This window comes from Pseudomonas sp. P129, from assembly GCF_020312195.1.
In the GTDB taxonomy this organism is placed as follows: Bacteria; Pseudomonadota; Gammaproteobacteria; order Pseudomonadales; family Pseudomonadaceae; genus Aquipseudomonas; species Aquipseudomonas fragariae.
The window spans coordinates 305,308-318,674 of sequence record NZ_JAGPYS010000006.1 but is presented as its reverse complement, the minus strand read 5'-3'; the positions used below and the strand labels follow the sequence as shown (position 1 = coordinate 318,674).

At 57.7% G+C, this 13,367-nt stretch carries 13 protein-coding genes and 1 pseudogene; 11 read left to right on the top strand and 3 right to left on the bottom strand.

Going from position 1 to position 13,367, the window contains the following annotated elements; all coding sequences use genetic code 11:
• Window positions 1-257: 257 nt before the first annotated feature.
• Window positions 258-725 (top strand): preQ0 transporter, encoded by a 468-nt coding sequence (locus tag KBY02_RS16905; protein WP_004406410.1) that lies wholly within the window; start codon window positions 258-260, stop codon window positions 723-725.
• 103 nt (window positions 726-828) lie between these two features.
• Window positions 829-2,010: a formate-dependent phosphoribosylglycinamide formyltransferase gene (gene purT / locus KBY02_RS16900; RefSeq protein ID WP_110392668.1), complete on the top strand. Its 1,182-nt coding sequence runs from the start codon at window positions 829-831 to the stop codon at window positions 2,008-2,010.
• 105 nt (window positions 2,011-2,115) lie between these two features.
• Here the strand turns inward: purT and KBY02_RS16895 are convergent, their stop codons facing one another.
• The 3 genes from KBY02_RS16895 to KBY02_RS16885 form a co-directional block, all read right to left on the bottom strand.
• A complete protein-coding gene (locus KBY02_RS16895; protein WP_024651749.1) occupies window positions 2,116-3,426 on the bottom strand; it encodes an MFS transporter in 1,311 nt (436 codons plus the stop codon).
• 150 nt (window positions 3,427-3,576) lie between these two features.
• A complete protein-coding gene (locus tag KBY02_RS16890) occupies window positions 3,577-4,824 on the bottom strand; it encodes a CNNM domain-containing protein (RefSeq protein WP_011266931.1) in 1,248 nt (415 codons plus the stop codon).
• 12 nt (window positions 4,825-4,836) lie between these two features.
• Window positions 4,837-5,649 carry an inner membrane protein YpjD gene (locus KBY02_RS16885; protein ID WP_004406400.1) on the bottom strand — a complete coding sequence of 271 codons (813 nt, stop codon included), beginning with the start codon at window positions 5,647-5,649 and terminating at the stop codon, window positions 4,837-4,839.
• A gap of 213 nt (window positions 5,650-5,862) precedes the next feature.
• On the opposite strand from KBY02_RS16885, the gene ffh reads away from it, so the two are divergent.
• From ffh to dsbC, 9 genes and pseudogenes are all read left to right on the top strand, one after another.
• A complete protein-coding gene (gene ffh, locus KBY02_RS16880; protein ID WP_004406399.1) occupies window positions 5,863-7,239 on the top strand; it encodes a signal recognition particle protein in 1,377 nt (458 codons plus the stop codon).
• 247 nt (window positions 7,240-7,486) lie between these two features.
• Window positions 7,487-7,744 (top strand): 30S ribosomal protein S16, encoded by a 258-nt coding sequence (rpsP, locus tag KBY02_RS16875; protein WP_002552521.1) that lies wholly within the window; start codon window positions 7,487-7,489, stop codon window positions 7,742-7,744.
• 5 nt (window positions 7,745-7,749) lie between these two features.
• On the top strand, window positions 7,750-8,289 hold the full coding sequence (gene rimM / locus KBY02_RS16870) for a ribosome maturation factor RimM (RefSeq protein WP_004406396.1): 540 nt from the start codon (window positions 7,750-7,752) through the stop codon (window positions 8,287-8,289).
• Between the two features lie 5 nt (window positions 8,290-8,294).
• The gene (gene trmD, locus KBY02_RS16865; RefSeq protein ID WP_002552523.1) at window positions 8,295-9,047 is read left to right on the top strand and encodes a tRNA (guanosine(37)-N1)-methyltransferase TrmD; all 753 of its coding nucleotides are present in this window, start codon (window positions 8,295-8,297) and stop codon (window positions 9,045-9,047) included.
• A gap of 44 nt (window positions 9,048-9,091) precedes the next feature.
• Complete coding sequence (gene rplS / locus KBY02_RS16860; protein WP_002552524.1) at window positions 9,092-9,442, top strand: 50S ribosomal protein L19; 351 nt, start codon at window positions 9,092-9,094, stop codon at window positions 9,440-9,442.
• Window positions 9,443-9,545: 103 nt separating this feature from the next.
• Window positions 9,546-10,442 (top strand): site-specific tyrosine recombinase XerD, encoded by an 897-nt coding sequence (xerD, locus tag KBY02_RS16855; RefSeq protein ID WP_032656396.1) that lies wholly within the window; start codon window positions 9,546-9,548, stop codon window positions 10,440-10,442.
• A gap of 142 nt (window positions 10,443-10,584) precedes the next feature.
• Window positions 10,585-11,168, top strand: a pseudogene (locus KBY02_RS16850) (hypothetical protein).
• Window positions 11,169-11,568: 400 nt separating this feature from the next.
• Window positions 11,569-12,294, top strand: coding sequence for a hypothetical protein (locus KBY02_RS16845; RefSeq protein ID WP_111522032.1), 726 nt, complete (start codon window positions 11,569-11,571; stop codon window positions 12,292-12,294).
• 214 nt (window positions 12,295-12,508) lie between these two features.
• A complete protein-coding gene (gene dsbC, locus KBY02_RS16840) occupies window positions 12,509-13,249 on the top strand; it encodes a bifunctional protein-disulfide isomerase/oxidoreductase DsbC (protein ID WP_004406382.1) in 741 nt (246 codons plus the stop codon).
• Window positions 13,250-13,367: the final 118 nt, after the last annotated feature.

Genomic DNA, 13,367 nt, shown 5'->3' with positions numbered 1-13,367 from the left:
GCTTTTGTAGGAGCGAACTTGTTCGCGAAGAGGGCGGTGCAGTCGATGCATTTCCTGCGTCAGGAATAGCGCTTTCGCGAACAAGTTCGCTCCTGCAGGTTATCCGCGAGCTTTTGTAGGAGCGAACTTGTTCGCGAAGAGGGCGGTACAGTCGATGCATTTCCTGCGTCAGAAATAATGCTTTCGTTTTCGCTTGGGCGCGGCTCTTGTCCGCGTTTGCTATCATTGCCGCTCGCTTGCACAGGCCCAAACCCTCCATGCTTTTCCTGATCGCCTACATCAGCAGTGTCGTGCTGATCAACTTCGCCTTTTCCAGTGCGCCGCACCTGGACATGATCTGGTCTGCCTGGGGCGGGTTGGTGTTCGTGTTGCGGGACATGGTGCAGATTCGCTTTGGCCATGGTGCGATCATTGCCATGCTGGTGGCGCTGGTCCTGTCCTATGTCACCAGCGACCCCACCATCGCCTTGGCCAGCGCCACGGCGTTTGCGGTTTCCGAATGCATTGACTGGCTGGTGTTCAGCATTACCAGACGCCCGTTGCGTGATCGGTTGTGGATCAGCTCGGCACTCAGCATTCCGCTGGATACCTTTATCTTCTTCGGCATGATCGACGCCCTGACGGCGCCGGTCGTGCTCACCGCGCTGGCGTCGAAGTTCGCTGGCGTGACCATTGTCTGGATGGTCATGGCCTGGCGGGCGCGCAACAGTGCGTGTCCAGGCTGAGCGCCCATTTGCCGGGGCTTCGTGGTAAATTGCGCGCCTTTCTTCACAGCGGTTGCTTGCATACGGCGGGCAGCCCTCGACATCTGCTTCACGAGGACCTGAGATGACTCAAATCGGAACTCCACTGTCGCCCACCGCGACGCGCGTACTGTTTTGCGGCAGCGGCGAACTGGGCAAGGAAGTCGTGATCGAGCTGCAGCGCCTGGGCGTTGAAGTGATCGCTGTTGACCGTTACGAGAACGCGCCAGCCATGCAGGTCGCTCATCGCAGCCATGTGATCAACATGCTCGACGGTGCGGCACTGCGCGCAGTCATCGAGGCCGAGAAGCCGCACTTCATCGTTCCGGAAATCGAAGCCATCGCCACCGCAACGCTGGTCGAGCTCGAGGCCGAAGGCTTCACCGTGATCCCGACCGCGCGCGCCGCGCAACTGACCATGAACCGCGAAGGCATTCGTCGTCTCGCGGCTGAAGAGCTGAAGCTGCCGACCTCGCCTTACCACTTTGCCGACACCTTCGAGGCGTACAGCAAGGCGGTCGAAGACCTCGGTTTCCCGTGTGTGGTCAAGCCGGTCATGAGTTCTTCGGGCAAAGGGCAGAGCCTGCTCAAGAGCACCGATGACGTGCAGAAAGCCTGGGATTACGCGCAAGAGGGTGGTCGCGCTGGTAAAGGGCGTGTCATCGTCGAAGGGTTCATCGACTTCGATTACGAAATCACCCTGCTGACCGTGCGTCACATCGGTGGCACCACGTTCTGCGCGCCGGTTGGGCATCGTCAGGAGAAGGGCGACTATCAGGAGTCCTGGCAGCCGCAGGCCATGAGCCCGGTTGCGCTGGCAGAGTCCGAGCGTGTTGCCAGGGCGGTGACCGAGGCATTGGGTGGGCGCGGGATGTTTGGCGTCGAACTGTTCATCAAGGGCGATCAGGTGTGGTTCAGCGAAGTCTCGCCGCGCCCGCACGACACCGGTCTGGTGACGCTGATTTCTCAGGACCTGTCGCAGTTTGCCCTGCACGCGCGCGCGATTCTGGGGCTGCCGATTCCGTTGATCCGTCAGTTCGGCCCTTCGGCTTCGGCAGTGATTCTGGTCGAAGGCCAGTCCAAGCAAACCGCTTTCGCCAACCTCGGCGCTGCGCTGGCCGAGCCTGATACCGCATTGCGTCTGTTCGGCAAGCCGGAAGTCAACGGTCAGCGGCGCATGGGTGTTGCCCTGGCGCGTGACGAGTCCATCGAAGCCGCTCGGGCCAAAGCGACCCGGGCATCGCAGGCGGTAAACGTAAAGCTGTAGGGGCGCAGCGGTAAGCCTCAAGGCTCAAGCTGCAAGAAAGAGCACCACGCTTCTTCTTGCAGCTTGCAGCTTGCAGCTTGCAGCTTGCAGCTTGCAGCTTGCAGCTCAAAGCTCTCTATCTCTCGTCTCTTTCAGGCTCAACACCGCCAGCACGCTGATCAGCGCTGCAGCAGACACATACCCGCCCACCCAGCTCAGGCCACCCATCGCCACCAGTTTCTGGGCGAAGAAGGGGGCGACCGACGCTCCGACGATTCCGCCCAGGTTGTAGGCCGCCGATGCGCCGGTGTAGCGAACCTGTGTCGGGAACAGCTCCGGTAGCAGCGCACCCATCGGGGCGAACGTGATGCCCATCAGAAACAGTTCGATGCACAGAAACAGCGCCACAGCCCAGGTGCTGCCGTGGGTCAACAGTGGCTCCATGGTAAAACCTGAAAGGATCGCCAGCACGCCTCCCACAATCAACACCGGCTTACGCCCGAAGCGATCGCTCGCCAGTGCGGCCAGTGGTGTGGCCGCTGCCATGAACAGCACCGCAAAGCACAACAACCCCAAGAACGTTTCACGCGTATAGCCCAGCGTGGCCACGCCGTAGCTCAACGAGAACACCGTCGAGATATAAAACAGCGCGTAGCAGACCACCATCGAAGCCGCACCGAGCAGCATGGGTTTCCAGTGCTGGCTGAAGGTTTCCACGATGGGCAGGCTGACCGGTTGGTGGCGAGCCATGGCCTTGGCGAACACGGGTGTCTCTTCCAGCTTCAGGCGCACGTACAGCCCGACCATCACCAGCACGGCGCTGAGCAGAAATGGAATCCGCCAGCCCCACGAACGGAACTGCTCGTCATCGAGGGTCATGGCCAGTGCCAGAAACAGGCCGTTGGCGGCGAGAAAGCCGATCGAAGGGCCCAGTTGCGGAAACATGCCGAACCAGGCGCGCTTGCCTTTCGGGGCATTCTCGGTCGCCAACAGCGCCGCGCCACCCCATTCGCCACCCAGGCCAAGCCCCTGACCGAAACGCAGCACACACAACAGAATCGGCGCCCACGCCCCGATCGTCGCGTAACCAGGCAATACGCCGATCAGCGTGGTGCAGATCCCCATCAACAGCAGCGAGGCCACCAGGGTCGACTTGCGCCCGATCCGGTCACCGAAGTGACCGAACAGCGCCGACCCCAGAGGGCGAGCGAGAAAGGCGATGCCGAAGGTCAGAAATGACGACAGCATCTGGGCGGTGCCCGAGGTCTGTGGAAAGAATACCGGACCGATCACCAGGGCGGCGGCGGTGGCATACACGTAAAAGTCGTAGAACTCGATGGCCGTGCCGATAAAGCTGGCCGTGGCGACGCGGGTCGTCGAATTCACCGGCTTTGCGTGCGCGTCGTGATCTTCGCGAGAGAGCGGGGTGCTGGTCATGCGGATTTCCTGACAGTCGACTCGCCGGTCGGCATCGACCGTATTCCGGCAAGCGTGCATTTATTGTGATTGTGGGTGCGGCGTCGAGCAGAGTAACCCGAATGGGTCGAGAGGCAAGGGCGGTTCAGGAATCTATTTGAACGCAGACAGCTATTTGAAAGTGCGGACCAGCGTGTTCTGCCACATGGCGACACGCTTGACGCGGTTGTCCTCGGTTTCGAGGATTTCCAGCCGGTAAGGCCCTATTTTCAAGCACACCGGAGCGTCCGGGATGGTTTCCAGTGCCTCGGTAACCAGTCCGTTGACGGTTTTCGGGCCGTCTGACGGCAGGTGCCAGCCAAGGCTCTTGTTCAAATCGCGGATGGACGCTGCGCCTTCGACTTCGAGACGCCCGTCGTCCTGTTGTTTGACGTGCGGGTTATCCAGCCGCTGCTCGCTTTCGAACTCGCCGACAATCTCTTCGAGAATATCCTCGAGGGTAACGATGCCCAGCACTTCCCCGTATTCATCGACCACCACGCCGAGACGCCGCTGCTGTTTGTGGAAATTCAGCAGCTGCAACTGCAGCGGGGTGCTTTCCGGTACGAAATAAGGCTCGTAGCAGACCGCCAGCAACTGCTCCTTGGTCAAAGTGCCCTTGGGCAGCAGGTGGCTGATGTCTCGGGTATTGATGACGCCTTGTACCTGATTGATATCGTTGTGATAGACCGGCAGGCGCGTGTGCCGTGAAATGATCAGACGCTCGATGATCATTTCCATGGGGTCATCAAGGTTGACGCCATCCACTTCGTTGCGCGGGATCAGGATGTCATTGACGGTAATGCTGTCCAGCGCACGAATGCCTGACAGCACGCTGGCACGCGGAGAGTATTCCTGGGCGGCATCGTTGCGCGGAGTATTTTGCGTGTCGTCTTCGAAGTCCTGATCCTGCTGCTGTACGGCGCGAGACAGGAAGGGACGCAGCAGTGTCTTGGCCAGAACATTGAACACGTAGGCCAGCGGCCAGATGATCTTCATCGGGATGCGCAGCACACCGTTGCCCAGCAGCAGCGTCGAGACAGGGTGGCGGTTCGCCAGGCGGCGCGGCATGTATTCGGCGAAGACCAGCATGATGCTCACGGTAGCGAGCCATGCCACGGTCGGACCGTTGTAGAGCCAGTAATTGGCGGCGATCAGCGTTGCGATCACGCTGATCAGTACTCGGATCAGCGTATTGCCCAGAATCAGGCTGTTCAGGTTGAAGGCCAGTTCGGGGAGCGGCGCCGACTTTTCCGGGCGGCTGGCAGAGCGCATCGCCTTGACTTGATGATGAGCGGCTTCGACCGCAGTCAGCAGGCCGGCCCACAGCAGCAGTAGGGCGAGGACTCCGAGCAACGGGCCCAGGGGCAGATTATCCATGATCAGGGCCCGTCAGATGTGCAGGATGAATTCGCGTACCAGCTTGCTGCCGAAATAGGCGAGCATCAGCAGGCAGAAACCGCCCAGCGTCCAGCGAATGGCCTTGTGTCCACGCCATCCAAGGCGGTTACGCCCCCACAGCAGCACACTGAACACTATCCAGGCCAGACAGGCCAGCAGGGTCTTGTGCACCAGATGCTGGGCAAACAGGTTTTCGACGAACAGCCAGCCGGAAATCAGCGACAGCGAGAGCAACGACCAGCCAGCCCACAGAAAGCCGAACAGCAGACTTTCCATGGTTTGCAGCGGCGGGAAGTTCTTGATCAGCCCGGAAGGGTGCTTGTGCTTGAGGCGGTAGTCCTGCAACAGCAACAGCAGCGCCTGGAATGCAGCAATGGTAAACATCCCGTAAGCCAGCAGAGAGAGCAGGATATGGCTGAGGATGCCGGGCTCTTCCATGATCGGCTGCACAGTGCCGCTAGGGGCGAACTGGGCGAGCAGTACAGTGACCATCCCTAAAGGGAACAACAACACCAGCAGGTTTTCCACCGGGATGCGCGATGTGGCGATCAGGGTGACGACGATCACCGACGCCGCGATAAGGCTGGCCGAATTGAAGAAGTCCAGACCAAGACCGACGGAATGCGTCAATTGGGAAAACAGACCAATGGCATGTGCGATGACCGCCAACGCTCCAAGCAGGCAAAGCAGCCGCTTGTCGGGCTTGACGGCCTGGCTCAGACGCAGGCTCTGATAGACGGTCGCAGCGGCATAAATGATGGCGGCGGCGAGGCTGGGAAGCAGGCTGGGTGGCAAAGGGGACATAGATCCTGATGGACGGGCCTGAAAAGACGCTGAGTTTGGCATAGAACCGGCAAATCACGAAAGACCACAGAAGCAGTCTGCGTGGTGTCCGTGCGACGGAGTCTTCGCTATAATCCGCGACCTGCTCAAGCCGCAGGCTCGCCGAGCGCCATTTCTGCATTACGGGCCGGGCCGCATCAACCGGGGTTCGACGAGAGCCTGAAAGGATCGCGCATGTTTGAAAATCTGACTGACCGCCTCTCGCAGACGCTGCGCCATGTTACTGGCAAGGCCAAGCTGAACGAGGACAACATCAAAGATACCTTGCGCGAAGTGCGTATGGCGTTGCTCGAAGCCGACGTCGCCTTGCCGGTGGTCAAAGACTTCGTCAATAACGTCAAGGAACGCGCCGTCGGCACCGAGGTGTCGCGCAGCCTGACGCCAGGTCAGGCGTTCGTGAAGATCGTCCAGGCCGAACTCGAAAGCCTGATGGGCGCCGCCAACGAAGACCTGGTGCTCAATGTCACGCCGCCTGCCGTCATCCTCATGGCGGGTTTGCAGGGCGCGGGCAAGACCACCACTGCCGGCAAGCTGGCGCGCTTCCTTAAAGAGCGCAAGAAGAAAACCGTAATGGTGGTGTCGGTCGACGTTTACCGTCCCGCAGCCATCAAACAGCTCGAAACCCTGGCCAACGACATCGGCGTGACGTTCTTCGCCTCCGACATCAGCCAGAAGCCGGTGGACATCGCCCAGGCGGCCATTAAAGAAGCCAGGCTCAAGTTCATTGACGTGGTCATCGTCGACACCGCCGGTCGTTTGCACGTCGATGTCGAGATGATGGGCGAGATCCAGGCGCTGCATGCGGCGGTCAAGCCGGCCGAGACGCTGTTCGTGGTCGATGCCATGACCGGCCAGGATGCGGCCAACACCGCCAAGGCCTTCGGTGATGCACTGCCGCTGACCGGTGTGATCCTTACCAAGGTCGACGGTGATGCCCGCGGTGGTGCGGCGCTGTCGGTGCGTGCCATTACCGGCAAGCCGATCAAGTTCATCGGCATGGGCGAGAAGAGCGAGGCGCTGGAGCCGTTTCACCCGGACCGCATCGCCTCACGCATCCTCGGCATGGGCGATGTGCTCAGCCTTATCGAGCAGGCCGAACAGACTCTCGACAAGGACAAGGCTGACAAGCTGGCGAAAAAGCTCAAGAAGGGCAAGGGCTTCGACCTCGAAGACTTCCGCGACCAGCTGCAGCAGATGAAGAACATGGGTGGCCTTGGCGGCCTGATGGACAAACTGCCGAGCATCGGCGGCGTCAACCTGTCGCAGATGGGCAACGCCCAGGGCGCAGCGGAAAAACAGTTCAAGCAGATGGAAGCCATCATCAACTCGATGACCCCTGCCGAGCGCCGTGATCCGGATCTGGTCAGCGGTTCGCGCAAGCGCCGCATTGCCATGGGTTCGGGCACTCAGGTTCAGGACATCGGGCGTCTGATCAAGCAGCACAAGCAGATGCAGAAGATGATGAAGAAATTCTCCGCCAAGGGCGGAATGGCCAAAATGATGCGCGGCATGGGGGGAATGTTCCCCGGCGGCGGCATGCCAAAAATGTAATTGCGTCGCGTGCAAGACGCTTTGCACGCTTCCCATCTGGGGGGTGACCCCCAGTCAGCCCGCGCTATGCGGGCTTTTACCGGCTGTCATACCGACAGCTCCCTCGCAAATCTGGAAGGCATGCCGATAGGCGCCGGAAAAAGACATTTGCAAAAGTCGGGATATTCCTTAGAATATGCGGCCTTTCGGGCACCTATGCCCGCTGTGCATCTTAGATTTGCAGCACCGACTACAGGAACGATGTTCAATGCTAACCATCCGTCTTGCCCTTGGCGGCTCCAAAAAGCGCCCGTTTTACCACCTGACCGTAACCGACAGCCGCAACGCTCGTGACGGTTCCCACAAGGAACAGGTTGGTTTCTTCAACCCGGTTGCCCGTGGTCAGGAAATCCGTCTGTCCGTTAACGAAGAACGCGTCAACTACTGGTTGAGCGTGGGTGCACAAACTTCCGAGCGCGTTGCCCAGCTGCTCAAAGAGCACAACAAGACCAAGGCCGCGGCCTGAGTCTTATGAACGCGACGCCTGCATCTGCCGACGATCTGATCGTCATTGGCAAGATTTACTCGGTTCATGGCGTTCGCGGCGAAGTGAAGGTTTATTCCTTTACTGATCCGATTGGAAACCTGTTGGACTACAAAACCTGGACGCTTCGGCGCGAAGGCAGCGTTGATAAACAGGTGGAGCTGGTCAGCGGACGCTTGCAAAGCAAGTTTCTGGTCACAAAGCTCAAGGGTCTCGATGATCGTGAAGAAGCGCGTCTTCTGTCCGGTTACGAAATCTGCGTGCCGCGTAACCTGTTCCCTGATCTGGACGATGGTGAGTACTACTGGTACCAGCTTGAAGGCCTCAAGGTCATCGACCAACTCGGGCAACTGCTCGGGAAAATCGATCACCTGCTCGAAACCGGTTCGAACGATGTAATGGTTGTAAAGCCCTGCGCGGGTAGCCTGGATGATCGCGAACGCCTGTTGCCCTATACGGAGCAATGCGTGTTGGCAATCGATATGGCTGCTGGCGAGATGAAGGTGGATTGGGACGCGGACTTCTGAATGCCATGGCCAGCCTGCGCATAGAAGTCATCAGTCTGTTTCCCGAGATGTTTTCCGCCATCAGCGAATACGGCATTACCAGCCGTGCGGTGAAACAAGGGCTGTTGCAGCTCACTTGTTGGAATCCGCGGGATTACACCACTGATCGCCATCACACTGTGGATGATCGCCCATTTGGCGGTGGTCCGGGCATGGTGATGAAGATCAAGCCCCTTGAAGATGCTCTGGTTCAGGCCAGGCAAGCGGCAGGGGATGCGGCGAAGGTGATTTACCTGTCGCCACAAGGCCGCCAGCTGAATCAGTCTGCGGTACGCGAACTGGCGCAGGAGGAAGCGATTATTCTCATCGCCGGTCGTTATGAAGGCATTGACGAGCGTTTTATTGATGCTCATGTCGATGAAGAGTGGTCGATTGGTGACTATGTTCTTTCCGGTGGCGAGCTGCCGGCGATGGTCCTGATTGACGCGGTTACGCGGCTGCTGCCTGGAGCTTTAGGGCATGTGGACTCCGCGGAGGAAGATTCCTTCACGGACGGTCTGCTGGATTGCCCGCATTACACCCGACCTGAGGTGTATGCGGATCAGCGTGTTCCCGACGTGTTGCTAAGTGGCAATCACGCGCACATCCGGCGTTGGCGTTTACAGCAGTCCCTTGGGCGGACCTATGAACGACGCGCTGATCTTCTGGAAAGCCGCTCGCTTTCTGGAGAAGAGAAGAAGCTGCTGGCGGAATACATCCGCGAGCGGGACGATAGTTAACGTATCGATGGTCGATCCAGACGGATTACCTTAGGAGCACCAGCATGACTAACAAAATCATTCTTGCCCTCGAAGCAGAGCAGATGACCAAAGAGATCCCTACCTTTGCACCAGGCGACACCATTGTCGTCCAGGTTAAAGTGAAGGAAGGCGACCGCGCTCGTCTGCAAGCATTCGAAGGCGTTGTCATTGCCAAGCGTAACCGTGGCGTGAACAGTGCTTTCACTGTTCGTAAAATCTCCAACGGTGTTGGCGTTGAGCGTACTTTCCAGACTTACAGCCCGCAAATCGACAGCATGGCTGTGAAACGTCGCGGTGACGTTCGCAAGGCCAAACTGTACTACCTGCGTGACCTGTCCGGTAAAGCAGCGCGCATCAAGGAAAAACTGTCCTGATACAGTTTTTCGATGCATAAAAAAGGCAGCCTCAGGGCTGCCTTTTTGCTGCCTGCTGTTTGATGATTCACCCCTTGTCTACCAACACATGCACTGAGTAAACATGGCTGCCATCGACCACCCGCTGATTGACCGGTTTCTCGACGCGCTCTGGCTCGAAAAGGGCCTGTCCGATAATACCCGCGACTCATACCGCAGTGATCTGGCGCTGTTCAACGGCTGGCTGCAGGAGCGCAACGTTGACCTGATCAGTGCCGGGCGTGAAGTCATCCTCGATCATCTTGCCTGGCGCGTGGACAATGCCTATAAGCCACGCTCCACTGCGCGTTTTCTGTCCGGCGCACGTGGCTTCTACCGCTACTTGCTGCGCGAAAAGCTGATTGCCGTTGATCCCACCCTGCAGATTGACATGCCTCAATTGGGCAAACCGTTGCCCAAATCGCTTTCCGAAGCTGACGTCGAAGCATTGCTTGCTGCTCCCGACCTGAGCGAGCCCATCGGCGAGCGTGACCGCGCCATGCTTGAGGTGCTGTATGCCTGCGGTCTGCGCGTGACCGAATTGATCAGCCTGACCCTGGAACAGGTCAACTTGCGCCAGGGCGTGCTGCGCGTGATGGGCAAAGGCAGCAAGGAGCGACTGGTGCCCATGGGCGAAGAGTCCATCGTCTGGGTCGAGCGTTACCTGCGCGGTGCCCGCGACGAGTTGCTGGGCGGAAAGCCCAGCGACGTCCTGTTCCCCAGCACCCGTGGCGACCAGATGACCCGCCAGACCTTCTGGCACCGTATCAAGCATCAGGCGACGGTTGCGGGCATCGGCAAATCCCTGTCACCGCACACCCTGCGCCACGCCTTCGCCACCCATCTGCTCAATCACGGCGCCGACTTGCGTGTGGTGCAGATGTTGCTCGGGCACAGTGATCTCTCGACGACGCAGATCTACACCCATGTGGCGCGTGCGCGATTGCAGGAGATGCATGCCAGGCATCATCCGCGCGGTTAGTGGTCTGTTGATGGATTCGAGAGTCGGGTGGTGTTTTTATGAATGATTATTACCAATCGATCTACTGATGTATGCGCGCAGTGTCCGCAGGTAGCTAATATTCAGGTGAGGTTTCTAAAACTAATTATCAAGGATGATTGGCATGGACAGTGAAAAGAAAGCGCTTTCGTTTCTTGCAATTCTGGATCTTGCAGATGGAACAAAATTATCTTTTTCAAGACAGTGGAGCGGGGAACCAAAGTTGAGGGGCATGACTATCTGTGTGCGAGTTCCTTGGCTAGTCGCTCGATAGAAGTCTATTTCCGGGCGGGAAGTGACAGTGGATATGCTATGTTGTTTAAAGGGTTTGCACCGGACTTAACGTTACGTTACCAGCCACAACCCCTCGCTGAAAAGGCTATTGATCCGATGCAGGCCGCTGAGCAAGATTCGCCGATATACATAGGCGTCAATGCTGATGGGAGGGTCAATAAAACAACGAATGCCGCGATGGCTTATCTGGCGCAGATATCAGGTTATAAAAATATTGAGTTCTCGATTGACCGCACGGATGCTCAAGACGTTTATTTGAAGTCGTGGCGAAGCAAGAACTTCATGCAGACTTACAAACGTCAAGATTTTCCAGGCGGGTCATGGTTCGCCTGGATGACTGATTGCGACGGCACCGATGCGGTACTGAAGCTGACGATCATCAAGCGTTACAACGCAGACGGCTCGGTCAAATAGTAAGGCGCGGGTAAAGCGTTTGCCGGGCATGAGGGTTGTGACAGCCCCCATTCCGGTTTCGCCTGTCAAGGTGGGCACTCTTTTTTTCGACAGTGCCAACCTGTCCGCCGTTATAGACGTTTTCAGGTTTTGCTCCGGATTTTCGTTGCCGCCGGCTTAAATGCTGGTTGGCACCTTCAGTATGCTGCCCTGGCTGGTGCAGCCCCGGTATCAGCGGTTGCAGGGTATGCATGTGACGCATCATCCTCGAGGTTAATGTTCTGATGTCAGCGGCATGAAGGAGTGCGATGGTTTTTATGCCGGTTATTTTCAATCGTTATTGAGACGTGCGGGCGATGTTTCTTCGAACAACTACTATCAGGGTGAGGTTATCTGAAACTCATTATCAAGGATGATTGACATGTCTGACGAAAAAAAAGAGCGTTCATTTCTGGCGACGCTGGACCTCAAGGACGGTACCAAGCTGGGGTTTTCCAAAATTACTGTGGGAGGAAGCGATACGGAAGAGGTGGAGGAGCTGTGTGCCAATTCATTGCTCACACAATCGATCAAGATTCGCTTTGAACCCAATGATGAGGGTTACTACGTTATGTTTTTCAAAGGGTTTGCGGCGGCAGATAAAATACCTCATAAGACTAAATATTCGATGGGGCTCGTTCGGAAAATTCTCGATTCGCAGGTGGACTCAGGGCTAGAAGTGGACGTTAAATCTAACTCGTCGTCTGGCGTTGCCTTAAATACAGGCGTTACTTCAGGGGAATATTCAGAAGGCGGAGCGCTGCTGCAGGTAAACCAAATAACGGCCTCTCAATCCCCCGAGCCAGAGCCGCCCATTTACTTAGCCGTTAGCGACGGCGGTTGGGTCCATAAAACAAAAGAATCTGGATATGCTTATCTGGCCGGGATAGCAGATGGTGGAAGCAGTAAGTTCTCGATTGACCGCACGGATGCTCAAGACGTTTATTTGAAGTCGTGGCGAAGCAAGAACTTCATGCAGACTTACAAACGTCAAGATTTTCCAGGCGGGTCATGGTTCGCCTGGATGACTGATTGCGACGGCACCGATGCGCTACTGAAGCTGACGATCATCGAGCGCTACAACGCAGACGGCTCGGTCAAAAAGTAAGGCGCGGGTAAAGCGTTTGCCGGGGATAGGGGCTGTGACAGCCCTATCCCGATCTGCACAAGAAAAATCTGCAATTCATCAGGGAAACCTCCCGAATCATGACGGCCTGTCGGCCCCGCGAGCCTTATGTGGTAGGCTTTGCCGGTTTCGCCTATCAAGGCTGGCGCGCTTTTTTTCGACAGTTGCCAGCCTGTCCGCCGTCATAGGAGTTTTCATGCGTTTGCCACAGATTTTCGCTGCCGCGGCTTTGATGCTGGCCGGCACCTTCAGTATGTCTGCCCTGGCTGATGCAGCCCCCGATCAGGCTATCCGCAAGACGCTCGACTCGCTGGAATTGCAGCTGCCGGTCGAGAGTATCTCGCCGAGCCCGCTCAATGGCCTCTATGAAGTGAAGCTCAAGGGCGGCCGCGTCCTGTACGCCAGCGCCGACGGTCAGTTCGTGGTTCAGGGCTATCTGTTTCAGGTGCAGAACGGCAAGCCGGTCAACCTGACCGAGAAGACCGAACGTCTGGCCATTTCCAAGACCATCAACGCCATTCCTGCGTCCGAGATGGTGATCTATCCGGCGGTGGGCGAGACCAAGTCGCACATCACCGTATTCACCGACACGACCTGCCCGTATTGCCACAAGCTGCACGAAGAAGTCGGCCAGCTGAACAAGATGGGTGTCGAAGTCCGTTACCTGGCATTCCCGCGTCAGGGGCTTGGTTCTCCGGGTGACGAGCAGTTGCAGGCCGTGTGGTGTTCCAAGGATCGCAAGGGCGCGATGGACCGTATGGTCGATGGCAAGGACATCAAGGCCGCCAAATGCGACAATCCGGTCAGCAAGCAATATGAGCTCGGTCAGTCGATCGGCGTCAACGGCACGCCTGCGATTGTCCTCGCTGATGGTCAGGTGATTCCGGGTTATCAGCCTGCGGCTCAGGTTGCCAAGCTGGCATTGAGCGCCAAATAAACCGGTGTTTTCAGGCGCGCCTTGTGCAGACAGGGGGCAAGTGGCCGAAGTGTCGTCAAAATTTCAGCCGCATGGCGCCATGCGGCAGTTTTTCCACAGCCGATTCAGGTTCGGCTGT